Source organism: Mycobacterium basiliense, from assembly GCF_900292015.1.
Classification (GTDB): domain Bacteria; phylum Actinomycetota; class Actinomycetes; order Mycobacteriales; family Mycobacteriaceae; genus Mycobacterium; species Mycobacterium basiliense.
Genome location: NZ_LR130759.1, coordinates 5,346,736 through 5,370,410 on the forward strand (window position 1 = coordinate 5,346,736; position 23,675 = coordinate 5,370,410).

Below are 23,675 nucleotides of genomic sequence, written 5' to 3' on the forward strand. Positions count from 1 at the left end.
GTTGACATTGTGCCTGCGCGTTCATGGGAGCTGCGTTTGAAAGGGGTGGCGGGCGTCGCAGCCCCGCGTAGCATCGGCGGCATGGCCGTGCTAGGGGTGTGCCGGTTGGGGCTTGTCATCGTTCTCATGGCCACTGCGGCCATGGCCACGTTGCTGGCCGCGCCCGGGCGGGCATGCGCGTGCGGTGCGGCGATCGCTCCCGGCGGTGTCCAGGCCACTATGAATCGTGAAGTTGCACTAGCGCATTGGGACGGGTCGACGGAGAACATCGTCATGCAGCTGACGATGGACACCACGACGGACAACATCGCCTTGGTGGTCCCCACACCCAACCCGGCGATCGTCGCCGCGGGCGACCAGGCCACCTTCCTGGAATTGGACACTTTGACCGAACCTCAGATCCGGCACCAACGCCGATGGAACGTGGGGATCGGGTTCGGCGGGGCCAAGCAGCGCGAGGCGACGCATGCCGGGCGGGATCCCGTGGTGGTCAATCAGGTACACCTGGGCCCGCTGGAGGCCACCACGCTGGCCGGTGGCGACCTGACCGGCCTGCGGCAGTGGCTGGCCGACAACGGGTACGCCATCCGGCCGGAAGTGGCAGCGGCATTGGATCCCTATGTGCGCGACGGATGGGCGTTCGTTGCGATGCGGTTGACCAGCACCACCCCCATCGTGGGCGGGCTCAGCCCGGTGCGGCTGACATTTCGTTCGTCACAGTTGGTCTATCCCATGCGGCTCTCGGTCGCCGCGCAGGACCCACAACATGTGGTCATCTTTACCTTGTCCGACCACCGTCAGCAACGCATCGATGCCGACCAGACCACACAGAACACCGAGGTCCAATTTGCCGGCGATGTTGGCAATCTCGTCCATGACCCTTTGCTGCGGGAATTGGCCGCGAACCGTGGCTCCTATCTGACCAAGACCGCGGTGGACGTCTACCAGACCTCGCGGATCTCGTCGGATTTCGCCTTCGGCAATGCGCCGACCGACGACGCCTACCGGCAAACGATTGTCGTCTACGACCACGTCACCATTCCGGTGGTGGCACTGCTGTTGGCGGGATTGTTGCTGGCCATCCCGGTCGCCGGCGCGGTCATATTGCTGATCGTGCGGCATCGTGGGCCGGGCGCGGTGATCGGCGGCCCACCGCGCCCGGGTTAGCGACGCAGGAATTCCACGATGTAGTTGGCCAGCTCTTCGCCGGCGTCCTCTTGCAAAAAGTGGCCGGCGCCGCGCACCACCGGGTGATCGATGCCCTGCGCACCGCGCATCGCATGCTGGAAGATCTCAGCCATGGGCCCGGTGATGGGGTCGCTGTCACTGAAGGCCACCAGCATGGGCGTCGGGCTCACGCTCAGTTTCGTCCAGGCGGTCTTGTTGGCCGTCGCCGCCGGGTCGTCGGGTGATGTCGGAACCAGGCCAGGCATGGCGCGTGGCCCGGCGCAGTAATCGTCGTCGGGAAACGGCGCGTCATAACCCGCACGCGCGGCGTCGCTCAGCTGCGTGCGGCAACCACCTTGCACAAACCAGCCGATGTCCAGGTCGGGTGCGTTCTGGATCGCCTCGCGGAAGCGCCACCATACCTTTGCCATCGGCTGGTCTCCGTTGGGCAGCCCGGTGTTGGCCACGACCAATCGAGCAAAACGTTCGGGGTGTTCGGCGGCCAAGCGCAACCCGATCAGCCCGCCCCAATCCTGGGCGACCAGTGTCACGTTGGTCAGGTCCAGCACGTCGAAGGCAAGGGCGCGCATCCATTCCACATGACGCGCATAGGTGTGATCGGCGCGCCGGGTGGGCTTGTCGGAGCGACCGAAACCCACCAGGTCGGGGCAGATGACCCGATGGCCCGCGGAGGCCAGTATCGGAATCATCTTGCGGTACAGATAGGACCAGGACGGCTCGCCATGCAACATGAGCACCGGGTCGGCACCGTCGGGACCGTCGTGCACCCACGCCACCCGCAACTGTCCACCCTCACCATCTGGCAACTCGCAATACATTGGCGGGTAAGGGAATTCCACTAGATTGGCGAATCTTTCCTCGGGTGTCCGCAATGTCTGCATACCCGAGAACATACGCCCTAGGAACCCTCGTCCAGGCCCGTCACCGAGGGATCGGCCATCAATCGGTCCAGGAATTCGCGCTGTCCCATGAGCAGCTTGGCTCGTGCCTGCGCCACCGGAAACCACCCGACCCGATCAACCTCAGGAAACTCCTGCCACGTGCCCGATCCCTTGGGCCATTCCAGCTCGAAGGTGTTGCTGCACACCTCGGCAATGTCGAGTTCGCATCCCACGGCGAAGACGGTCACCACCTTGCCGCCGGGTTGCTTGACTTGACCCAAATCGATTCGTGGTCCGTCCGGGACGGGCACACCGATCTCCTCGCAGAACTCGCGCTGGGCCGCCGGCCATGGATCTTCGTCGGTGTATTCACCCTTCGGGATCGACCAGGCTCCGGCATCTTTTCGGGCCCAGAACGGGCCCCCAGGATGGGCGATGAAGACCTCGACGACGCCGCGGCGGGCCCGGTGTAACAGCACACCCGCGCTGAGCCTGGGCAAGCTAGACCCCGACGGCCTGCTCCAGATCCTTCAGCGACGCCTCCAGGTGCAGCAGGAGACGCTGCAAGCTAGGCACGCTGCGTCGGCAGCCGACCAACCCGAAATCGAGATTGCCCGCGTTGTTCACCACCGTGATGTTCAACGCCTGGCCGTCGGGGATGTTGGACAGCGGGTAGCTGCCGTCCAGCCGGGCTCCCCCGTAATACAGCGGCTCGCCACCGCCCGGCACGTTGGAAATCACGATGTTGAAGGGCGGCGGCATGGTCGACAGAAAGCCCGGTACCCCCGCCAGAGTGAGTGGCACCATGTTCACCGCCGACAACGCCAACACCTGTAGCCGCGGCAATTCGGAGAGCACCTTCTTGTTGCCGCTCATGGAGGCGCTGATGGTCTTGACCCGCTCCGCGGGATCCTCGACGTTGGTGGCGAGGTTGCATAGGATGCTGCCGACCTGGTTGCCGCCGCTGTCGGCCTGGTCCTTCGAGCGCAGGCTTACCGGGACCATCGCGATCAACGGCGCGTCCGGCAGCGCATTCTGTTCGAGCAGGTAGTAGCGCAGCGCACCCGCGCACATCGCCAGCACGGCGTCGTTGACGGTGACTCCGACCGCCTGTTTGACGGCCTTGATGCGCTCCATCGACCAGGATTGCGCGGCACACCGGCGCGCTCCGCCGATCTTGACGTTGAACATGGTGCGCGGCGCGGCGAACGGGAGCGTCAGCTGCTGTTCGAACAGCGCGGCACGAGCCAGCTTCAACGTCGAAGGGGCAAGTCCCGCAACCGATCCGGCCAGTTTGACCACGGAATTCAGCGGTGAGGAAGCGGCCGCCGGTGGGCGCGGCGGCCGAGGCAGGTTCCACATCGCGCGCACCTCGGCGTCGTCCGGGTCGACCGAAAGCGTGCGCTGCATCAACTTCATCGCCGAGACGCCGTCGATCATGGCGTGGTGCATCTTGGTGTACATGGCGAACCGGCCGTCACTGAGCCCCTCCACCACGTACAGTTCCCACAGCGGGCGATGGCGATCCAGCAGGCTGGTATGCAACCTCGAGGTCAGCTCGAGCAAGTCACGAACCCGGCCAGGCGAGGGCAACGCCGAGCGCCGCACGTGGTAGTCCATGTCGACCTCGTCGTCGTAGGCCCACGCCACCCGGGCGATTCCGCCGCCGATCGTCGCGGGATGTTTACGAAACGTCGGCTGGAATTCTTCGTTGGCGACCAACGCGTCGTAGAAGTTCCGGACGAAGTCCGGACCGGCACCCTCCGGCGGCTCGAACAACGACAGGCCACCCACGTGCATGGGATGCTCCCGTGATTCGGCAAATAGAAACATCGAGTCGGTGGGCATCATCAATTCCATCCCCTCATTAGACACCCGCCTGCTCGGCGTCGGCGCGCCCGTCCGGCTAAACCACACACGGCGCATTGGAAGCATGGCGCCCGCCTATCCCAGCGGTGTTTACGCCGGCGCCGGTTTCCCGACTGCGCTGGTCACCACCTGAAGCGCTTGACACACCGACGCAATGTGCCCAGGGTCAACGGCATGTCCGTGGTGCGCGGGACCGGGCTGTCCAACTACCCACGTCTGGTTGCCGAGTTGGGCGGTGACCCGACCAGCCTGCTGCGCGCGGCCGGCATCCGGGACCAAGACGTCGGCAACTACGATGCCTTCATCCCGTTCCGTGCGGCCATCCGAGCGATGGAATCGGCCGCAGAGTCCACGGCCACAGCGGATTTCGGCCGGCGATTGGCCCGGCGGCAAGGCATCGAGATACTGGGTCCGGTGGGCGTGGCGGCGCGGACCGCCGCGACCGTGGCCGACGCCCTAGCGATCTTCGACACCTTCATGGCGGCCTACAGTCCGGTGATCTCCATCCAGATCACACCGGGTGACCATCCACACAGGTCATTCGTCGCCATCGAGTACCTGCTCGACGAGGCGATCCCGTGCCCCCAAACGATCGAACTGGCCCTGGGCGTTTCGCTCGGTGTTTTCCGCCTGCTGCTGGGCAGTGACTACGCCCCTCTGGCGGTGCACCTGCCCCACGACCCGCTGACTCCCCCGGCCGCCTACGTGCGGTACTTCGGGTGTACACCGCACTTTGCCCAACCCAGGAGCGGATTCACCGTTCGTACCACCGACCTGAGCCGGCCGTTGAATCGCGACGACATCGCCCACCGCGCCGTGGTCGACTACCTGAGCAGCGTCACCCCGCTCGGCGCCGGCATCGTCGAATCGGTGCGCACCATCGTTCGCCAGCTACTGCCCACCGGGGCGGCGACGGTCGATGTGGTCGCCGAGCAATTCCATCTGCATCCAAAAACATTGCAACGCAGGCTTGCCGACGAAGGCACTACCTTTGCCGCACTCGTCGACGAGGTCCGCAAAGGGGCCGCCGATCGCTACCTTAGGACCACTGCAATCAGCCTGTCGCATCTGGCCCGTGAGCTGGGCTACGCCGAGCAAAGCGTGCTGACTCGTTCGTGCAAACGCTGGTTCGGAGCGGGCCCGGCGGCCTACCGCAGGGGTCTTCGATCCAAATCGCCGCGGAAATTCGATGCGTCATAGACCGACTGCGCGCTCGAGTTCCTTCAGCGACGTCTCCAGGTGACCAAGCACCCGCTGCAAGTGCGGGACGCTGCGGCGGCAGCCGACGAGCCCAAAGTCGAGCGAGTCGGCAGTGCCGGTCAAGGTGATGTTGAGCGCCTGACCATTAAGCGTCAGCGACATCGGATAGTTGCCGACTAGCCGGGCGCCGTTGAAGTATCGCGGCTCGCGCACACCGGGAACGTTGGAGATGCACACATTGAACGGCGGCGGCGTCGCCTGGGCCAACCCGGGCAGGGCGTTGAGCGCGGCCGGACTCAGCAACAGCAAGGACAGCGCCAACGCCTGGGCCCGAGGTAGTTGCGACAGCACCTTCTTGTTGGCACGCATCGAAGTGTGGATGGCGGCAAGTCGGTCCGCCGGATCATCGAGATGGGTGGCCAAGTTGCACAGCACGCTACCGACCATGTTGCCGCCAACCGCGTCTCGGTCGTTGCGCAGACTCACCGGAACCATCGCCACCAGCGGTGTGTCCGGCAATGCCTCGTTGTCATCAAGGTAGGCGCGCAGCGCACCCGCACACATCGCCAATACGACGTCGTTAAGACTCACCCCTGCAGCGTCTTTGACCGTGATGATCCGATCGAGGTCCCATGACTGCGCCGCGCAGCGCCGGGCTCCCCCGACGGGAACGTTGAGCATGGTGCGCGGGGTCCCGAAGGGCAAGGTCAGCTGCTGTTCGAGCAGCGCAGACCGCGCCAACCGCAGCGTCGACGGGGCCAGCCCGGCAACGGATCCCAGCATGCCCCCAACTCGTTGCAGACGTCCGCGAAGGTCTTGACCGCGCGGCTCGCGCGCGGGTCCCGGCGTCCAGGCCGTGCGGAAGTCGGTGTCGGCGGGATCCGCCGGGAGCGACTGGCGCATCAACGCAAGCCCCGACACGCCGTCGATCAGCGCGTGATGCATCTTCGAGTAGATGGCAAATCGCCCATCCGTGAGGCCCTCGATCACATGCGTTTCCCATAGCGGACGATGCCGATCGAGCAGATTGGCGTGCAACCTCGAGGTCAGCTCCAGCAGTTCGCGCACCCGCCCCGGCGCCGGCAGCGCAGAGCGCCTGACGTGATAGCCGAGGTCGACGTCGTCATCGATGGACCAGCCGATGTTGGTCAGTGCGCCGTGAAAAGAGGTGGGGCGCTTGCGGAACAGCGGGGCCACGTCGCGGCACTCGAGCATCGCCTGGTGGGTGTCGCGCACAAAGGAGTGTCCGGCACCGGCGGGCGGCTCGAACAGCTGTAACGAGCCGACGTGCAGCGGATGCTCGCGCGATTCCGCTGACAAGAACAGCGCGTCGACCGGTGACATCAGTTCCATCGTGTGCTCCTCATCAGTGCTCGGGCCGTCGCCGCCTCTCAGCCCGTCAATGCCAGCTCTCGGGTGCTGGTGGTGGCCGACGTTGCGAATTGCAGGTGGTCATCGTCGACCGGGCCGTCGCGCAACATCTTTCGATCCGCGCGGTAGTCCATGCAGGTACGCCATACTCCTTCGGCGCCCTGGTGGGGGAACAGTCCGGCCGCTCGTTGGACATAGCCGGAAGTAACTTCCAACAGCGGCCGGGTCGGCATCTCGGCGGGCAGCTGCGGGTAGCAGATGGTGTGACCGTTCCTGTCCATATGGGCCAGCAACCGGCAGAAGTGTTCGCATACCAGCCCGACCTTCAGCGTCCATGACGAGTTGGTGTAGCCGAACATGTAGGCGAAGTTGGGGACGTCATTGAGCAGGAAGCCCTTGAATGCCACCTTTTCCGCAACGTTGACCGCCACGCCGTCCACCGAGAGCTTGATGCCGCCGAAGGCCAGCAGGTTCAGACCGGTGGCGGTGATGATGATGTCGGCTTCCAACTCGCGCCCGGATTGCAGCCGGATGCCCCGCTCGGTGAAGGTGTCGATGGCGTCGGTGACCACCGACGCTCGACCGGCACGGATGGCCTTGAACATGTCGGCGTCGGGCACCGCGCACAGCCGCTGATCCCAGGGGTTGTAGGAGGGCCGGAAGTGCTCGTCGACCGGATAGCCCTTCGGTAGCTGCTTGGCGTTGAGGTAACGAATCAGGCGCCGGGCAGCCCGAGGGTACTGCTGGCAGAGCCGCCAGACCAGCCGCTGTTTGGCGACGTTCTTCGTCCGGGTGACGGCGTAGGCTCGATCGCGGCCGACCAGCTTGGGCAGAGTGTTGGCGATGCGGTCCTCCGACGGCACCGGCAGGATGTACGTCGGTGAACGTTGCAGCATGGTCACGTGCCCGGCGGTCTCGGCCATGGCCGGTACCAAGGTGACAGCCGTCGCGCCACTGCCGATGACCACCACTCGCTTGCCGCGGTAGTCCAGGTCCTGCGGCCAATGCTGCGGATGCACGATCTGTCCGGTAAACCGCTCCCGCCCGGGGAATTCCGGCGTATAGCCTTCGTCGTAGCGGTAGTAGCCGCTGGCGCAAAAGAACCATCGGCAGCTCATGGTCACGTGTTCGCCGGTTGCCACCCGCTCGACCTGCACCAGCCAGCGGGCATCCGCAGAGGACCAGGAAGCGTCGATAACTTTGTGCCCGAATCGGATTGACTTGGCGATGTCGTTCTCGACCACGGTTTCTCGCAGGTAGGACATGATGGCGCCGGCACTGGCGATCGCCTTCTCGTTTTCCCACGGCTTGAACTCGTAGCTGAACGTGTGCAGATCGGAGTCCGAGCGGATCCCCGGATACCGGAACAGGTCCCACGTGCCGCCAATGTCTGCGCGGGCCTCCACGATCGCGAACGTCGTGCCCGCCCGCATGCTCTGCAGGTAGTAGGCAGCGCCGATGCCTGAGATGCCGGCGCCAACGATCAACACGTCGACGTGTTCGATGCTGGAGTTCATTTCGTGTCCTGTTCGGGTTGGGTTGCCCTGGGGACCTCGGTGTCCGAAGAGCGGTGGGATTAACCACTGAGAACACTTTGCGGCGGCACAGGGGCCCAGGTCTTGACAATAGAAGACAGGTTTTTAACATTTCAGGACACGCTCGGCGGGTCCAGCGGAACAGCAACGCTCCTAGCCGGCCACAAACTCGGGACGCAACACCGAACTGAGGGCAGAAAGCGGGATGTGCGCTTGAACGGTCCCGCCGTCCAGGTACCACTGCATCACTCCCGGGGTGAAGTTGACCGGTTCGTCATGACCCACCGGGTAGTCCGGCATGTAGAGAATCAATTCCCCGGGCGCTAGCGCCCACGCCCGGTAGGCACCGGAATAGACCTTGTCCGGAGTCCAGCGATCGATGACGAATGGGTACGTTCCCGGGTCATGCAGTGGCGGAGCCTGATCGAGCGCAGTCTCGACGAACGGCCGTGCCAGCGGTGGGATAGCGGTGAGCGGATCCGACGTGGTCAGATCAGCAAGCTGCACTCGCCTGCCGGCGGCCAGGTCGAACGCGAAGGTGCGGTAGGCGTTGTTGGGCTTGGGCCCGTCGGCGTGGTAGACCTCGTGGAACACCACGCTCAGTAGGCCGGCGTGTTCAAAAACCTGGTAGTTCTCCTCACCGAAGCTGTCCGCGACCATGCGAGCGTTGGCGGTCCGCCAGTTGTTGACCAGGGTGCGTAGGTAGTCCCGAACCACTGGGCCCGCGGTCGGGTTGTCGACCAGCTCGCCGGGTACGGCGACTTTGATGTCGCGGACGGCGTTGCGTTCGGAGACCGCCGTGGTGTGGCAGTACTGGCCGTCCCATTCGCCGGCCAACTCGCCACAAAACGACGCGGCCGATGCATGCGCGGTGAACGCATTGGACAGGGTCGCCGCTGCAAACGCCGCCACCAAGGACACCGTCGCGACGAGGCGCTGGATCACCATGGGCTGGTTCCGACCGGTCGGTTCAGAGCAGCTGGACTTTGCTTGCCCGCCAGCGGCCATCGATCTTCTCCATCGTCATCTTGATCCTGCTGCGGTCGATCCGCGGATCTGGCACCGCCAGGTTGGTCACCGTCTGGTCGACAAAGACCAGCACGACAACCTTGTCCATCGATTCCGAGGCGATGGCCGAGTCCACCACCACTCCGTGTGCGGTCGCCCTGTTGTCGATCAGCAGCTGCCGCAGCTGCACGCTGGACTGCGTGTACATGTCCTTGAACTCGCCCGTCGCACCGTCGAGCACCTGCCGGAAGTTTTCGTCGACATTGTTGGAATCGATGCTGGTGAGCACCTGCGCGTAGTTGATGGCCGCTTGTTGAGCTTGCTCGCCGGCGAGTTTGATTTGGTGGGCTTGCCACTGCCGCCAGCCCAGGAACCCGGAAACCGACAGTGAAGCAACGAGTAACACCGGAAGCGCGCTTCGGCGCACACGCCGCCCCCACCGCCGCAGGCCATGCCTGTCCGGGTCGCTGTCGCCGCGCTTGGTGGTGAAGAGCTCGCCGTCGTTCTCCGACTCCGGGCCATTGGGATCATCGGCGTCATTGGAATCATCGGGGTCGCCCGGCGTTTCGGCGTCCTCGGCATGTCCGCCAGTGTCGGTGTCGGTCAACGCGACATCATCGCTTACCGCTTCGGCATTTTCCTCCCCGTCGGCTTCCGGATCGGCTTCGGTATTGAGGTGTTTTCCGGTCGTCGCAGCCACACTCTGCTCCTTCTCTTTGGAAGTGGGCCAATTGTCAATGAGGTGGTTCGATCGGCAGCACGGGTCCGCCATAGGGAGTTGGAATTGTGTAGCGTCCCTTCGGTGTTGGATCGGTCCGTCTGCCTAAGTCGGCACCGGGTGGCGGGCCGGCGGTGTCGTCTCCACCGGGCCGTGGCGCATTCTTGGCTCCCCGGATCAGCACCGCCGGGTCGGTATCGCGGCAGTAGGTGTACATAAAGGGCTCGGGGTAGTCAGCCGATGAAGGCACGTGCGCCGGTGTGCCGTAGTCGCATGCGTAGCGGGGATAGAGATCGGCCGTCCCCCATGCGCCGTGGTCATGAATGATGCTGGCGAGTGCATCCAGCGCCGATCCACGATAGTTGGGGAATAGCGCGTCGAGTGCGGGCACCCGCAGGTATAGCAGCTGCGCGGCGGTGACCATGCTGCCCAGCAGCGCGACCATGGTCTCGGAGTTGTCCGCGAACATGCTGTCGACCGCCGACAGGGTGTGCGGTGTCTGCTCGGTCAGGCGCCGATAGCCGCCCTGCATCCCAGCCAGGCCGGCCAGGGTCCGGTTGAGATCGACTGTGGCCGCAGCCAATCCGGCGTTCTTATCTGCGGCCATGGTCAGTACCACACGACTGGTCCTGAGCATGCTGGTGGTTTCGGGCAGCACCGAATCGAGGGTGGAGAGCAGCAAGGACCCCCCGTCGACAAGAGCGGCCAGCTTTCGCGGTCCCTCGCTGCTCAGGCTCAATTCCTGCTTGATCAGCTCGATTTTGCCGGGATCGACCTGCGCCAGCATCCCGTCGGCATCACCGAGCAACTGGGCCAAACTGAGCGGGACGGTGGACCGCCCCAACTCGATGACGCTGCCGTCGTGCAAATATGGTCCCGCATCGGATTGCGCTTCGAAGTTGAGGTATTGCTCGCCGGCCGGCGACAGCGCTGACACGTGAACGCCGCTGGAAGCCGGGATTTTTACCCGCGACGTGACGGTGGCGACGGCGTTAACGCCGCTGTCGGTGATCTGCAGTGACTGCACGCGGCCGACGCGCACGCCGCGCAGCGTAACGTCCTGATTCGGTAGCAGGCCACCGGATTCCGGCAGCTTTACCGTGACACGGTAGGTGGAGTCGAAGGGGCTCGCACGTAGGGTTCCGACCAGCAGGTAGGCGGTTGCCACGACCAAGGTCGCCACCAGTCCCGCCACCGACAGCCAGGTCCGCCGACGATGAGCGGCCCGTACGAACGCGACGACGGCATTGGCGGCGGTCGTGATCATCGCTGCGGTCCTGTCGGCTGCGGGCCGGGTGATCGACCGGTGGGCGGCGGGGCGAACTCAACACCCGCCGGTACGTTCGGGTCGGGTACCACGGGCAGCTGCGGCGAGTTCGGTCCGCGTCCGACCACCCTTTCCTGCAGACGCCACAAGGTGTACTTCAACGAACCAATGAACTGCGCCCAGTTATAGCGGCGTGGCCCCTGTCGCCCGATGTCACCGCCGTACCCGATGTCGGGTATTGATCCGAGCACCAACCGGTCGACGCTGACTCGCACCGAAATTGCTTCGCCTGACGTGGATTTGATCAGTGCAGGAATCATCCGATTCAGGGTGAGCCAGCTTGTCTCCGGGCTTACTGCGACATCGTTCGCGGCGCGGGCGATCGTATTCAAGTCGCCTATTATGCTTCGGCCGCTGGGGTCGGTTCCCCCTATTGAGGGAAACCTGGCCAACAGATGGGAGGTATCCCCCACTTGCCGGACCAGGTCGGCAAGTTCGGTCGTGTTCGCGGCCAGGGCTTTGGTGGCCGGACCTGCCACGGCCATCAATTCGGCGATGGTGCGGTCCTTTGCGTCGATTTCTTCTGCCAAGCGCGCCAATTCGGCCAACGCTGTGGAAATCTGCTCAGATCGTGAACTGAGGGTGCCAAGCAGCTGATTTGCCTTACGTATCAGGTCCCCGAGCGCCTGGCCCTGGTCGCCCGTAGCCCGGCCGAAGCCATTGATGATGTTGGTGAAGTTGCGTACCGCGCCACCATTGACCAGGATCGCCGCCGAGCTCAGCACCGCCTCGACGGTCGCGGCCGCCGCCGTCGAACCCAAATCGATGGTGTCGCCGCCCCGCAACAACGGCGCGTTAACATCGGCGGGGGTTGGTGGCTGCAATGCCACGAACACATCGCCCAGCGGTGTCGCCGTACGCAACTCGGCGGTGGTGCCCCGCGGCAGTCGAACACCGTTGGCGATGCGCAATGTAGTGACAGCCGTGTAGTCGCGCGCAACCATCGAGGTGACCTGGCCGATGTCGGCGCCGGCAAGTTTGACCTTGGCCTTCATCGGCAGGTTCAGCGCGTTGCCGAATACCGCGGTCAGCTCATAGCCGCCGGAGCCCAGTCCGGGAGCCGGAAGTGGCAGGCTGCCAAGGCCGTTGGTGGCGCATCCCGCGGTGAAGACCACGGTGGTCGTCGCTATCGCGAGGGCGGCGATCTTGCTTGTGATCATCATCGCTGTCCCATCGCCGCCATGCCGTCTAGCACATAGGTCAGCCCGAAATCAGGTCCAAAGTCCTGCAGGGTTCCGGTGCTGCATCCCAGTTGCCGCAAACCCATCAAGTTGCATACTTCCTTGGTGAGCTGGCCGTCGAATATCAAGCGATCGGCGAGGAACCGCGCACGGATCGAGCCGTTGGCCCGATCGATGGCGTTGTAAACATTGTCGGTGACCATTGGAGCCAGATCAACCGTCTCGGCGATATCGCGTTGCTGATCGGCGACCGTTGTCGACAGGGTATTGCCGTTGAGTAGCGCGCGTCTGATGGTGTCACGGTTGGCCTCGAGAACGTCGCCTGCCCGCTGGATGAGTTGGTTGAGTCTCTTCCCGGTATCGCCGCTCCCGATGTCCTCGTCCGCCAGAATCCGGCTGACCTGATGGATCGTTGACGCAAAATCGCGAAGCTGCGTGTCGTTGGCGGCGGCGGCTTCGAAGAGCGCGCTGAGATTCTTGATGATCGTCGTGATCTGCTCGCGGGTCTGGGCGCCACCGTCGCTGCTCAATTTCAGCGCCCTGGACAGAGCATCGAGTGCCCTCTTGATCTTTGCCCCATTCCCGTCGACGACATCGGCGCCACCATTGAGCACATCGGCAATGGGTCCACCACCGTGGCCGTCGCCCTGAAGCGACTTGGTCAGCTTGTCGAGCACACCCAGCACCCGGCCGAATTCGACGGGTGTCTTGGTCCGGGTCAGGCCGATGGTGTCGTGGTCGGCCAGCATCGGGCCGCCGCGGTAGGGCGGGGTCAGCTCGATCTGCCGGTCGGTGAGAATAGACGTCGACACCGTGACGGCTTGGGCGGCTGCGGGGATCTTGACTCTTCTGTCGACGGTGAAGACGACTTCGACGTAGCCGCCCTTGGGGACGATCTTGGTGACCTTGCCGACGGGCATTCCCAACACCGCCACCACGTTTCCTTCGTACAAGCCGGCCGCGCTGTCGAATTGTGCTGTCAGCGTGATCGGTTCGCTCTTGGCCGCCAGGTACCACCACCCGGCGCCGATCGCGGCAATGACCGCCGCCACCATGGCCACGATTGCCGAAGACTTGACCCGGCGCCCGTTCATTTACAGTCCTTGAAGTACGGGATCATCCCGAACTGTTGGGCGCGACCGCTGATTGCGCACATCCAGGAGTCGACGAGCAGGCTATTAGCAGGGTTGAAATCGAGCGCGTTGCCCGTGCCCGTGGCGTTGGCAACGCCCCGCAACACGATCGGAGTGACTTGCAGCGTGTTGCGCAGCAGATCGTCGTGTTGAGCTAGCAGGTCAGTGAAATCGCGCATGTCTCTGAGCAGGGCATCCAGGCCGGCACGGTCGTTGATGACGAGCTTGCTCAGGGTGTTGACCAAACCGTTCAGCGAGTGCATCATCGCGTGGAACGTCGCCCGGCGCGCGACGAATTCGCGCAGTAGGTCTTGCCCCTGATTGATCAAGTTGCCGACGTTGGCTTGCTGATTGCGCAACGTGTTGGTGACCTGTTCGGTGCTTGCCAGCAGTTGTCCCAATTGGTCACGCCGCGCGGCGATGATCGATGACAGGGTGTCGATGTTCGCGACGGCTTGCGGCACCTCCGCGGGCAACCGCTCCAGTTGCTTGCCAAGGATTCCCAGCGATTGTGCAAATCTGTCCGAGTCGACCTGTTCGAAAGTCGTTGTCGCGTCCCGAAGCGCGGTTTGCAGATCGTAGGGAACCTCGGTGTGCGCCAAATCGAACGTGTTATCCGAAAGGGAAGCCGGGCCGTCGGGCTCGAGTGCGAGATAACGCGAACCCAGGACGGTGGCAACCTTGATGACCGCTTTGGAATCCTTGCCCAGCACGACGTCGTTGCGAACCTTCAGTCCCGCCTCGACGTGATCACCGACCAGCTTCATGCTGGTGACCGCACCAACCGGTATGCCGGCGATCACGATCGGGTTTCCCGCTCGCAGCGCGGCGGCCTGAAGGAACTCTGCCGTGTAGTGCCGGTACCCCACGCCGAGGGTACGGATTAACAGCATGACTCCGATCAGTACCGCAATAACCGCGACCGCGGTAAACCCAAGCCACGTCGTGTTATAACGCTCCAGCGGACGCTTTCTGCAACGCCGCGACGCCCTCGAGTCAGCCATCAGCCATGTTCCTGCATCGGGGGGTGTGCCACGCCTTGTTTCCGGGCGTGGCGGCATTGACGATGATCGGTACGACATCGTTGAGACCCGGGAAGAATCCGAACTGATTCACATCGCACACGTAGGCCTTGCCGTAGGCGCCCTGGCCGGTGACCCGAGCCAAGCCCTTCAACAGCAGCGGAATGTTGTCACCAAAGAACGCCACCTGAGGTTCGACATCGAGGATGTGCCTGGTGACTCCGGGCTGCCGAGATATCAACTCGCTCAGCGAGGGGTACACGTCGTCTGCGGCCACCGACAACCGGCCCATCACCCGTGCGAGGGACCCCACCGAGGAGACCAGCTCGGGGCGTCGACGGTCCAGCGCGGACACCACCTGGTGCGTTTGCGAGATGACGTTGTCGAGGTTGTCGTTCTGTACGGCAAGGTTGTGAATAACCTGGGCGAGACTGGTGATCACATCGGCGAGCGCCTCATCCCTGCCGGCGAATGCCTCAGTGAGCGTGGATGTCTGGCTAATCAGGGTGGCCACCGACGAGGTGTCGCCCTGTAGCGACGCGATGATGCCCTTGGTGAGGTTGTCGGCGGCGCGCGGGTCGAACAGACTAAACAGCGGTTCGTAGCCGTTGAGCAGGGCTCCGACATCGAACGACGGTTCGGTGCGTTGCAGCGGAATGACACTACCCGGCGGCAGCGGTTCGACACTGCCGGCCTTGCCCAACGACAGCCCGAGGTAACGCTGTCCAACGATATTTTGATACGTCACCGAGGCGACGGTGTTCCCGAACAGCCGCTGGTCTTGCTGCACGACGAAGGTGACTTTCGCGAATTTCCGTTCGAGATCTATCTTTTCGACGCGGCCAACGCGAACTCCGGCGATCCGAACGTCGTCGGCGACTCGAAGACCGTACACATCGGTGAATACCGCGGAATACGGCACCGCCTTGCCGGCCACATCGCGTCGCAGGCTTACGTACACCAACCAGCTCAGGGTCATGGCGACGGTCATGAACAGGGAGAGACCGATGAGCGGGCCGCGAAACTTCATTTGGGTCCCTCCTCCGGGTGTGAACCGGCCAGCGACACCGTCGTTCCGCGCGCCAGTGGACCCAGCAGCAGCTGGGTGGCGACGTTGGGCCGCCGGCCGGTAATGAGGGCCAGCACGTTGCGCTCGTGCTGGCTGCCGACGGGACCGACATTGCCGCCAAAGGATGCTGGTGCCGCCGATCCGGCCGGCCCGGGCGTGGGTACGGGTGCCGGCGCGTCGTCGGGGTCGGCCGTTCCCGGCACCCGCGGCGCGGGAGTAACCCACGACGGTAGGGGCGGGTTGGGATCGGTCAAGTCCGGGTTCGGATTGATCAACGGGGGACCGACTGCGACCAGGTTGCCGTCCGGGCCGACAACGGTTCCCGGCGGCGGCGCGAGATCCTGAGGTGGCTGATAGTTCTGTGGCAGTAGCACTTCCGGCAGATCCGGTCGAACCACGACCAGGGGCGCGGTGAAACAGCTCGGCCCCTTGAGATCACGGTATCGCGGGCAGTCGGCGCGGGTGTACGAGTAGCTGGGGGTGAAGGAGAGGTTGACTCGCATGTTGCCGACGCCGGCTTCTGGAATCCAGACCTCGTCCATAAACTTGTCGGCCAGGTTATCCAGTTTGATGACCGCAGGCAGGAAGTTGTCCGACTTTTGCGCCAGGACCCCCAGCACGGGCGTGAGATCGGTGGTGATGCTGATCAACTGGTCAAGGTGATTGTCGAGGGATTGGCGCGTGGTTGCGACCGTGTGATTGGCTCCGGTCAACAATCCGGCCAATTGACTGCGGCGATCGGCGATGGTCTGCATGGGTTCCACCGCCTGGTGCAGGGCGTCGAGCAGATCGGGCGCGGTGGCGGCCAGCCCGTGGGCCGCGTCGATCAGCGCGGAGACCGTCGAGGGACCGGGGTCGGCGCTGACAATCGAATTAAGCTGCTCGATAAGGTGATTGAGATGAGCCCCGTCGTTGAGCAGGGTAACCCGACGGTGATCGGTCGCCGCGGCCAACGCGGCGATGATGCCAGCGGACTTGTCCTCCCGGCCGCGCCCGGCCGCGGCGAGCAGGCTGCGCAGCTTGGTGATCGTGGTTTGAAAAAGCACGGTCGGCAGCCGGGTGTCTTCGGGAATGTGCACTCCGGCACGAATACTCGGTCCGGGACCGTTGTCCACCAGCTGTACCGATGAGACGGCGAAGACATTGCTGGGGACGACGCGAGCGGTCACCACACCGGGGATCGACTTGGCGTATTCGGGTTTGAGGTTGATGTGGACTTGGTTGGGTCGCCCGTTGGTTGCGGGGACCACACTGTCGACCATTCCGACCAGCACGCCGTGATATTTGACGTCGGATTTTTTTGGAAGGCCGTCCCCGACGTTGACCAGATCGGCCACGACACGCACGTAATCGTTGAGCCGGCCGGTCGATTTGGCCGCCAGCGCCACGGTGAGCAGGGCCGCGATAACCACAACCGTCACTCCGCCGGCGAACAGCTGCCGGTCCGAGGGTCCGCGGCCGTCCAGCTCAAAGGAACTTGGCTTACCCCTCAACCCGGCCATGTCCTAGCCACCAAACCTGGCACCGGAATCAACGCCCCACAGCGCCATGGTGAGCAGCATATTGACGATGATCACGACCGTGACACTGGCCCGCATGCCGTGCCCGGCGGCTACCCCTACCCCCTCAGGACCGCCGCTGGCGTAGAAGCCGTAGTAGCACTGGATTGTGGCGGCGATCCACACGAAGACGACCACCTTGACCAACGAATAGGCCATGTCCTGGCCGGATAGCATCAACGTGAAGTAGTGCAGGTAGGAGCCGGTCGAGCCGCCGCTGGCGATGCCCACCACCACCTGGGTGGTCAGGTATCCGATCGCCAGGCATGCGACGTAGAGGGGGATCATAGCGACCACCGAGGCGATTAGTCGGGTGCTCACCAGGTAGGGAATCGGTCGGATCGCAATCGATTCCATCGCGTCGATCTCTTCCGAGATGCGCATCGACCCGAGTTGGGCGGTGAATCGACAGCCACCCTGCATCGCAAATGCCAACGAGGCCATCAGTGGAACCAACTCGCGGGTGTTCACCAGGGATGACACGAAGCCGGTCGCGGGTCCTAGTCCCAGCAGGTTGAGAAAGTTGTAGCCCTCGATGCCGACGAGCGCGCCCACGGTGATACCGAGGACAAGGGCGACCCCGGCGGTACCACCGCCCACCACGATCGAGCCATTCCCCCAGGTGATGTTCGACAACAGTCGCAGAAATTCGCCTCGGTATTGGCGCATCGCGATGGGCACGGCAATCAGCGCCCGGCAGAAAAAGACCAGCATGTGCCCGAGTCGAAGGATCGGCCTGGTGGCCCTGCCGCAGAGCCGAGCAACCGACGTTTGCGGCGGGCCGAAGGTGGAGACCGCCATGCTAGAGCCCCGTCCTGGGCGACAAGATGATATGCAGCTGGCTGATCGCAACGTTGACGATCATCAGCAACAGCACCGCTTCGACGACCGCGGCGTTCACCGAGTTCGCCACTCCCGTCGGCCCGCCCGTGGTGGACAGGCCTTTCTGACTGGACACCACGGCGACTATGGCACCAAAGACGACGGCCTTCACCAGTGCCAGAATCATGTCCCCGGTGGTCGCGAAAGACGCGAACGTCGTCACGAAGCTACCCGGCGCTCCGTTCTGGATGTACACGTTGAACAGATAGCTGGCAAAGAATCCGACGAAGCAAACGAGTCCGGTGAGCCCGACCCCGATCACGATCGCGGCGGCAAAGCGCGGCACCACCAAGCGCCGGATCACCGATACGCCCATCACCTCCATGGCATCGGTCTCTTCGCGTATTGTTCGCGAACCCAAGTCTGCGGTGATGGCTGACCCGACGGCCGACGCCATGAGGACCGCGGCCACCAACGACGCGCCCTGACGAATGATCGCCAGGCCGCTGGCCGCCCCCGCCAGCGAGGTGGCGCCGACCTGTCCCGCCAGCAGAGCGAATTGTATCGACAACGTCACGCCGATTGGCAATGCCACCAAAATGGTTGGCAACACGGCTGTCCCGGCCATGAACGCACCCTGACGGACGAATTCTTGCCACGGAAAGCGCCCGGTGAACAGGTCGCAGAAGAGGTGCTCAACGGTACGCACTCCGAGTACGAACTGTTCGCCGACGGTGGTGAGCGACGCCAGCGGGTGTCGTTTGATATACCCGACGGCCCAGTCGCCGATGGCGTCAACACCATCGGATGGGCCCTCGTGAGCTAACGCCGATTCATGTTGAGTCGTCACCGCGGCCGGACCGCCAGCTCATCAAGTAAATCCCAGCAAACGGCCATCAGCACCAACAAACGACTTTCATCGGCGCTCTTCCCGTCCCCAATTTCACAAAGTCTCACACAGAAAATCGGGCGCCGCGGGCTGGATCTTGCGCTTGGATTGAAGTTCAGCATCCCCGACACACTGCAGCTCAATCGAGCAAGCAACCACAGGCTAACCTAAGTCGATAGGGCTTTCAATAGCGCGTCAAAGCGGTTCTCAGGCTGGATCGCTGCGCAGCCAGGTCAGCGAATTGGCCCGAATCAATCGGATTATCGGCGCGCCGGCCGCAAACACGGATTCGTCAGGGTGGGTGGTTTCGCGCGGCGCATTGACACGGCCCCGGGTCGCGTACCTCCTGGGCGCGGTCTGCCATTCGGGCTCGGCTTCGGCTCCGGGGATCGCCGATAGGGGTGAGCGCGCGCAGCCGGTGACGGTGGCAACCCTCCGTGTTGTTGTTGACAGTTACTGCCATATAGCCATAGTCTGCCACGCTAGGCGTTGGGTAATGATGCAGGTGCCGATGTCGCGCACCCGCCCATTCGAGAGGTCGCCGATGAATAATCCAGCCAAACTTCGGGTCATCCAATGGGCGACCGGAGGCGTCGGCAAGGCGGCCATCGAGTGCGTGCTGAATCACCCGGACCTTGAGCCGGTCGGCTGCTGGGTGCACAGCGCGGACAAGAACGGCGTCGACGTGGGCGAGCTCGTCGGGGTGGGCCCGCTGGGCGTGACGGCCACCACCAGCGTCGACGAGGTTCTGGCCCTGGATGCCGACTGCGTCGTGTACAGCCCGCTGATCCCACACGACGACGAGGTCGAGGCGATCTTGCGGTCCGGCAAGAATGTGGTCACCCCGGTCGGTTGGGTATACCCCGACCCAAGCAATCCGCGCCACCAAGCCATCGCGGACGCCGCGCGGGAGGCCGGCGTCACCCTGCACGGGTCGGGCATCCATCCCGGCGGCATCACCGAACGATTTCCCCTGATGATCTCGTCGCTCTCGTCGGCGATCACCCATGTGCGCGCCGAGGAGTTTTCCGATATCCGCACCTATAACGCCCCCGAGGTGGTGCGGCACATCATGGGCTTCGGCGGTACCCCCGAGGAAGCGATGCAAGGACCCATGGCCGGCCTGCTCGCATCGGGCTTCAAGATGTCGGTGCGAATGATCGCCGACCACATGGGTTTTCGTATCGATCCCAACATCCGTACCCTCCAGGAAATTGCCGTCGCGACCCGCGATATCGACTACGGCCCATTTCCCCTTCCCCCGGGAACGGTGGCCGCACGCCGGTTCCGCTGGCAGGCACTGGCCGATGGCGAGCCGGTGATCACGGCGGCGGTGAACTGGCTGATGGGCGAGGCCGACCTGGATCCGGCCTGGGATTTCGGCGGTCACGGCGAACGCTTCGAAGTCGAGATCACCGGTGATCCCACGGTGCACCTCACCTTCAAGGGGCTACAACCGCCGTCGATCGCCGAAGGACTGGAACGAAACCCCGGCGTGGTGGCCACCGCCAACCACTGCGTCAACGCCATCCCCGTGGTGTGCGCCGCCGAGCCCGGCATCAAGACGTACCGGGACCTACCGCTGTTCGCCGGACGCCCGACGCCAAGTCTCACAGTCGGCCACCGGTCATTGGCAGGAGACACCGTGACAAACCCCGGCCTGTTGCCCGACGTATCGTTCTGTCACCTCGTCATCGGGGTCACCGACATGGATCGCGCGCTTCGGTTCTACCGCGACGTAATCGGCATGGATATCGTCTTCGAAACCCTGATCTCCGGAGAGCCGTTCGACGCGGTCCTGCACGCGAGCCGCAACCAAGAAGGCCGGGTGGCCGGCGGCTTGCTTGGTGGTTTGATGGTCGAGCTGCTCTCGCTAGGGGCCAATCCGCCGACAAACACGCCCGCACGCCGCGCCATCACCGGCATTCACAACCTCTCGCTGTCGGTCCCCGATCTGGACGACGCCCACCACCGCATCAGTGCGGCCGGTTACCGGCCCGACCAAGAGCCGTTCGAAATAGGCGGAGTGCGAATGTTTTTCGTTAAGGACCCGGACGGTACCCCGATCGAGTTCATCGAGTTGCCCGGCGGGGTACGCAGCACCTACGAGATGCACCGCGGCGTGGCCCTGCAGATGGGGCCGGACAAGGCCCAGCAATGAGCTACACCCACCCCGAATCGATGCGCGGACACGTCGCGATCATCACCGGTGCCGCTCAGGGCGTGGGCAAGGGCATAGCCGCCGCACTGCTCGAGCGGGGTGCGGCGGTCCTGCTGGTCGACATCCAAGACGCCGCCCTGAGCGCAACAGTCGCCGAACTCGACGCAGCCGGTCGGGTCGAACGGCTGGTCGCCGATCTGCGCGACCCGGACAGCGCACCGCGGATCGTCGCCGCCGCGCTCGAGGCCTTCGGTACCGTGCACGGCTTGGTCAACAATGCCGTGGCGACCAACGAGCCCAAGCCATTCGTCGACATCACCACCGAGGACTTCGCGCTGGGCCACGACGTCGGCCCGCGAGCAACGTTTCTGCTCATGCAGGCCGTGCATCCGGTGATGGTGCGAGCGGGCGGCGGATCGATCGTGAACCTCGGCTCCGGAACCGGCACCGGCGGCGAGCCCAGATGGGGCGGCTATGCCGCGGCCAAGGAAGCCATCCGCGGGCTGTCCAAGGTCGCCGCCCTGGAATGGGGACGCGACAACATCCGCGTCAACGTGATCTGCCCGTTCGCCGAATCCGACGGCGTCCAGCTCTGGAAGCAGTTCGCACCGGACGATTACGCGAAGGCGGTGCGGCGTGTTCCGATGAAGCGGATCGGCGATGTTCGCACCGATGTGGGGGCATTGGTGGCGTTCCTGCTGAGCACCGATGCGTCGTTCATCACCGCCCAGACCATTCAGGTCGACGGCGGGATCGGGTGCTTCCGATGAACGTGCACAGCGAGTCGCTGCGAGACCGCCAGCGAGCGCAGGTCAGAGCCGACATCAGGCGGGCGGCCTGCCAGCTATTCATCGAACGCGGCTACGACGCGGTGACCACCGAGGAGATCGCCGCCGCCGCGGGCGTCTCCTCACGCACTTTCTTCCGGCATGTGCCCACCAAGGAGGACCTGCTGCTGGCGCCCGTTCGTCATGGCGGGGCGGCGATCGTCAACCTACTCGAACAACGGCCGGCCGACGAGTCGCCGGACGTCGCGCTGGCGAACGCGATCATTACCCGGGTCCGCTCGTTCGACGAGGCCGACTGCGAAGATTGGCGGGAAGCCTTGCTGGTGTCGCACGGGCTGCTCGGCAAGGTCACCATGCACACCTCCGCCGACAAGGATCGGGCGACGAAGCTGATCGCCGAACGGATGGGGGTCCACCCCGACGCCGACATCCGGCCCGGCCTGCTGGTCCAACTCGCCTTTGCTGCAGCAGATTTCGGCTTCCAGCGGTGGGTTCGACAACACACCAAAAAGCCTCGCCCACTCGAGCGCTTGATCAGCGAAGCCCTCATGGCGGTGCGCAGTCCGCATTGGGATCCGCATTGGGAGCGGAACGCCAGGTCATGACGGGCACATACAAGGTCGCCGTGGGGACTGCGTGGTCTACGCCGCACCGTCGCCGCCAAGAAATATGGTACGCGATCGCCCTGCCAGCAACCGGCATGCGTGCGGTCAGCGCCATGCGCTTGATCCGCGGCGCAGAACCCGGAATCGTTGACACACTGCCCATTCCATTCACCGCACCGATAGGGGCACGGCATCCGCAGCGCGACGGGGAGCCCGCCTGCTAAGAACGCAGCGCCTCCGGATTGGCGATTCGAACGGGTGTCCCGTCCAGCCAGGCCACCACGGCTTCGATGGTGTCGGCGTAAAAAGCACCCAACATTTCGCGGGTGACGTAGCCCAAGTGGGGCGACAACGTCACCGTGGGCAGCCGCCGTAACGGATGATCGGGCGGGAGCGGTTCGATGTCATAGACGTCGAGCCCGGCTCCGGCGATCCGGCCGGACTCGAGCGCGGCGATCATGGCGGCCTCGTCCACGATCGGTCCCCTGGACGTGTTGATCAAGTAGGCGTGTGGCTTCATCAGGGCAAGCTCGTGCGCACCGACCAGACCACGCGTGCGTTCCGACAGCACCACATGCAGGGAAACCACATCCGATTCGGCAAACAACGCCGCCTTGTCGACCCGTCGCACACCGACGTCCGCCGCGGTTTGCTCGGACAGATTTTGACTCCACGCAATAGCCTGCATGCCAAAGACGTTGGCGTAGGCGGCCATCCGGCTGCCGACCCGCCCCAGGCCCACAAGTCCGAGCGTCTTGCCGGAAAGCGTCGCGCCGACGGTGGACTGCCACGAGCCGTCCCGCATGCGTCGATGCTCCTCAGCCAGATTGCGCACCGTCGCAATCATCAATCCCCAGGCCAGTTCCGGCGTGGCGTCAACGAGGGCGCGCAATCGCGGGTGGGTGAAATCGGTGTGGACCACCAGCACGCCCCGCGCGGTGGCCGCGCCCATGTCCAGATTGGGCAGACTGCGTCCGACGATGGTGATCAATTTCAGGTTCGGCAGTCGCTCGAGCAGGGTGCGCGGGAATGCCATGCGCTCACGTAGGGTGCACACCACGTCGAACGCGCGCAGCGCATCGGCGGCTTGGTCCTCGGTAAGGTGCCGGTCGAACACGCTGACCTCGGATCGCGACATCACCGGCGCCCAGTCGGCGAGCCGCAGCGCTACGCCCGCGTAATCGTCGAGTATCGCCACCCGAGGCGTCCGGTCCCCCCGCGCCGCTCGCGCACCTGTCATCCCTGGATTGTGACGGAGGGCCCACACGGCGCCACCGCCACTCACCGAGCGGCGCCTACTCTTGGTAACGAACGCAGCCGTCGCAACAATTTGGAAACCGAGACTTGAG

20 protein-coding genes and 2 pseudogenes are annotated in these 23,675 nt (G+C 64.3%); 6 read left to right on the forward strand and 16 right to left on the reverse strand.

The window, feature by feature from the left end; all coding sequences use genetic code 11:
• Positions 1-81: 81 nt before the first annotated feature.
• Positions 82-1,167: a DUF2330 domain-containing protein gene (locus MB901379_RS22730; protein WP_158018658.1), complete on the forward strand. Its 1,086-nt coding sequence runs from the start codon at positions 82-84 to the stop codon at positions 1,165-1,167.
• On the opposite strand, the gene MB901379_RS22735 is transcribed toward MB901379_RS22730, so the two are convergent.
• The 3 genes from MB901379_RS22735 to MB901379_RS22745 are packed head-to-tail and all read right to left on the reverse strand — an operon-like array spanning position 1,164 to position 3,929.
• Positions 1,164-2,069, reverse strand: a complete 906-nt coding sequence (locus tag MB901379_RS22735) for a haloalkane dehalogenase (protein WP_158018659.1) — start codon at positions 2,067-2,069, stop codon at positions 1,164-1,166. The genes MB901379_RS22730 and MB901379_RS22735 overlap by 4 nt on opposite strands.
• A 17-nt stretch (positions 2,070-2,086) precedes the next feature.
• A complete protein-coding gene (locus tag MB901379_RS22740; protein WP_158018660.1) occupies positions 2,087-2,569 on the reverse strand; it encodes an NUDIX domain-containing protein in 483 nt (160 codons plus the stop codon).
• Position 2,570: 1 nt separating this feature from the next.
• Positions 2,571-3,929, reverse strand: a complete 1,359-nt coding sequence (locus tag MB901379_RS22745; RefSeq protein ID WP_158018661.1) for a WS/DGAT/MGAT family O-acyltransferase — start codon at positions 3,927-3,929, stop codon at positions 2,571-2,573.
• Between the two features lie 183 nt (positions 3,930-4,112).
• Between MB901379_RS22745 and MB901379_RS22750 the strand changes: the two genes are divergently transcribed.
• Positions 4,113-5,138: an AraC family transcriptional regulator gene (locus tag MB901379_RS22750; protein ID WP_158018662.1), complete on the forward strand. Its 1,026-nt coding sequence runs from the start codon at positions 4,113-4,115 to the stop codon at positions 5,136-5,138.
• On the opposite strand, the gene MB901379_RS22755 is transcribed toward MB901379_RS22750, so the two are convergent.
• The 12 genes from MB901379_RS22755 to MB901379_RS22810 all read right to left on the reverse strand — a co-directional run bounded on the left by MB901379_RS22755 (position 5,133) and on the right by MB901379_RS22810 (position 18,733).
• On the reverse strand, positions 5,133-6,482 hold the full coding sequence (locus MB901379_RS22755) for a WS/DGAT/MGAT family O-acyltransferase (protein ID WP_158019388.1): 1,350 nt from the start codon (positions 6,480-6,482) through the stop codon (positions 5,133-5,135). The genes MB901379_RS22750 and MB901379_RS22755 overlap by 6 nt on opposite strands.
• 47 nt (positions 6,483-6,529) lie before the next feature.
• Entirely contained in the window at positions 6,530-8,026 is a 1,497-nt protein-coding gene (locus tag MB901379_RS22760) for a flavin-containing monooxygenase (protein WP_158018663.1), read from the reverse strand.
• Between the two features lie 171 nt (positions 8,027-8,197).
• Positions 8,198-8,989: a mannan-binding lectin gene (locus tag MB901379_RS22765; protein ID WP_174237126.1), complete on the reverse strand. Its 792-nt coding sequence runs from the start codon at positions 8,987-8,989 to the stop codon at positions 8,198-8,200.
• A 25-nt stretch (positions 8,990-9,014) separates the two neighbouring features.
• A complete protein-coding gene (locus tag MB901379_RS22770; protein WP_232021942.1) occupies positions 9,015-9,752 on the reverse strand; it encodes a tetratricopeptide repeat protein in 738 nt (245 codons plus the stop codon).
• A 34-nt stretch (positions 9,753-9,786) separates the two neighbouring features.
• On the reverse strand, positions 9,787-11,037 hold the full coding sequence (locus tag MB901379_RS22775; RefSeq protein WP_158018665.1) for an MlaD family protein: 1,251 nt from the start codon (positions 11,035-11,037) through the stop codon (positions 9,787-9,789).
• Positions 11,034-12,257 (reverse strand): MlaD family protein, encoded by a 1,224-nt coding sequence (locus tag MB901379_RS22780; protein WP_158019389.1) that lies wholly within the window; start codon positions 12,255-12,257, stop codon positions 11,034-11,036. Before MB901379_RS22780 ends, MB901379_RS22775 begins: the two co-directional genes overlap by 4 nt.
• Positions 12,257-13,372 carry an MCE family protein gene (locus MB901379_RS22785; protein ID WP_158018666.1) on the reverse strand — a complete coding sequence of 372 codons (1,116 nt, stop codon included), beginning with the start codon at positions 13,370-13,372 and terminating at the stop codon, positions 12,257-12,259. Before MB901379_RS22785 ends, MB901379_RS22780 begins: the two co-directional genes overlap by 1 nt.
• Positions 13,369-14,415 carry an MlaD family protein gene (locus MB901379_RS22790; RefSeq protein ID WP_158018667.1) on the reverse strand — a complete coding sequence of 349 codons (1,047 nt, stop codon included), beginning with the start codon at positions 14,413-14,415 and terminating at the stop codon, positions 13,369-13,371. The genes MB901379_RS22785 and MB901379_RS22790 overlap by 4 nt, the downstream gene beginning before the upstream one ends.
• The gene (locus MB901379_RS22795; protein WP_158018668.1) at positions 14,408-15,463 is read right to left on the reverse strand and encodes an MlaD family protein; all 1,056 of its coding nucleotides are present in this window, start codon (positions 15,461-15,463) and stop codon (positions 14,408-14,410) included. The genes MB901379_RS22790 and MB901379_RS22795 overlap by 8 nt, the downstream gene beginning before the upstream one ends.
• Entirely contained in the window at positions 15,460-17,004 is a 1,545-nt protein-coding gene (locus MB901379_RS22800) for an MlaD family protein (protein ID WP_158018669.1), read from the reverse strand. Before MB901379_RS22800 ends, MB901379_RS22795 begins: the two co-directional genes overlap by 4 nt.
• Positions 17,005-17,007: 3 nt before the next feature.
• Positions 17,008-17,862, reverse strand: coding sequence for an ABC transporter permease (locus MB901379_RS22805; protein ID WP_158018670.1), 855 nt, complete (start codon positions 17,860-17,862; stop codon positions 17,008-17,010).
• 1 nt (position 17,863) lies between these two features.
• Entirely contained in the window at positions 17,864-18,733 is an 870-nt protein-coding gene (locus MB901379_RS22810; protein WP_158018671.1) for an MlaE family ABC transporter permease, read from the reverse strand.
• Positions 18,734-19,316: 583 nt separating this feature from the next.
• Here MB901379_RS22810 and MB901379_RS22815 point away from each other — a divergent pair.
• From MB901379_RS22815 to MB901379_RS22830, 4 genes and pseudogenes are all read left to right on the forward strand, one after another.
• Positions 19,317-20,384 (forward strand): annotated as a pseudogene (locus tag MB901379_RS22815) (NAD(P)H-dependent amine dehydrogenase family protein); the annotation flags it as partial.
• An 81-nt stretch (positions 20,385-20,465) separates the two neighbouring features.
• Positions 20,466-20,933: pseudogene (locus MB901379_RS22820) on the forward strand (VOC family protein); the annotation flags it as partial.
• Entirely contained in the window at positions 20,930-21,703 is a 774-nt protein-coding gene (locus MB901379_RS22825) for an SDR family NAD(P)-dependent oxidoreductase (protein ID WP_158018672.1), read from the forward strand. The pseudogene MB901379_RS22820 and the gene MB901379_RS22825, both read left to right, overlap by 4 nt.
• A 2-nt stretch (positions 21,704-21,705) precedes the next feature.
• Positions 21,706-22,326, forward strand: a complete 621-nt coding sequence (locus MB901379_RS22830; protein WP_174237127.1) for a TetR/AcrR family transcriptional regulator — start codon at positions 21,706-21,708, stop codon at positions 22,324-22,326.
• A gap of 220 nt (positions 22,327-22,546) precedes the next feature.
• Here MB901379_RS22830 and MB901379_RS22835 read toward each other — a convergent pair whose 3' ends face one another.
• Positions 22,547-23,566 carry a D-2-hydroxyacid dehydrogenase family protein gene (locus MB901379_RS22835; protein ID WP_158018674.1) on the reverse strand — a complete coding sequence of 340 codons (1,020 nt, stop codon included), beginning with the start codon at positions 23,564-23,566 and terminating at the stop codon, positions 22,547-22,549.
• Between the last annotated feature and the right edge of the window lie 109 nt (positions 23,567-23,675).

Bases quoted from the DNA above. Each gene is read 5' to 3' on its own strand.
- MB901379_RS22730 (WP_158018658.1), top strand. From the start codon at position 82: ATGGCCGTGCTAGGGGTGTGCCGGTTGGGGCTTGTCATCGTTCTCATG.
- MB901379_RS22735 (WP_158018659.1), bottom strand. From the start codon at position 2,069: ATGCAGACATTGCGGACACCCGAGGAAAGATTCGCCAATCTAGTGGAA.
- MB901379_RS22745 (WP_158018661.1), bottom strand. From the start codon at position 3,929: ATGGAATTGATGATGCCCACCGACTCGATGTTTCTATTTGCCGAATCA.
- MB901379_RS22750 (WP_158018662.1), top strand. From the start codon at position 4,113: ATGTCCGTGGTGCGCGGGACCGGGCTGTCCAACTACCCACGTCTGGTT.
- MB901379_RS22755 (WP_158019388.1), bottom strand. From the start codon at position 6,482: ATGTCACCGGTCGACGCGCTGTTCTTGTCAGCGGAATCGCGCGAGCAT.
- MB901379_RS22760 (WP_158018663.1), bottom strand. From the start codon at position 8,026: ATGAACTCCAGCATCGAACACGTCGACGTGTTGATCGTTGGCGCCGGC.
- MB901379_RS22775 (WP_158018665.1), bottom strand. From the start codon at position 11,037: ATGATCACGACCGCCGCCAATGCCGTCGTCGCGTTCGTACGGGCCGCT.
- MB901379_RS22780 (WP_158019389.1), bottom strand. From the start codon at position 12,257: ATGATCACAAGCAAGATCGCCGCCCTCGCGATAGCGACGACCACCGTG.
- MB901379_RS22785 (WP_158018666.1), bottom strand. From the start codon at position 13,372: ATGAACGGGCGCCGGGTCAAGTCTTCGGCAATCGTGGCCATGGTGGCG.
- MB901379_RS22790 (WP_158018667.1), bottom strand. From the start codon at position 14,415: ATGGCTGACTCGAGGGCGTCGCGGCGTTGCAGAAAGCGTCCGCTGGAG.
- MB901379_RS22795 (WP_158018668.1), bottom strand. From the start codon at position 15,463: ATGAAGTTTCGCGGCCCGCTCATCGGTCTCTCCCTGTTCATGACCGTC.
- MB901379_RS22800 (WP_158018669.1), bottom strand. From the start codon at position 17,004: ATGGCCGGGTTGAGGGGTAAGCCAAGTTCCTTTGAGCTGGACGGCCGC.
- MB901379_RS22805 (WP_158018670.1), bottom strand. From the start codon at position 17,862: ATGGCGGTCTCCACCTTCGGCCCGCCGCAAACGTCGGTTGCTCGGCTC.
- MB901379_RS22825 (WP_158018672.1), top strand. From the start codon at position 20,930: ATGAGCTACACCCACCCCGAATCGATGCGCGGACACGTCGCGATCATC.
- MB901379_RS22835 (WP_158018674.1), bottom strand. From the start codon at position 23,566: ATGACAGGTGCGCGAGCGGCGCGGGGGGACCGGACGCCTCGGGTGGCG.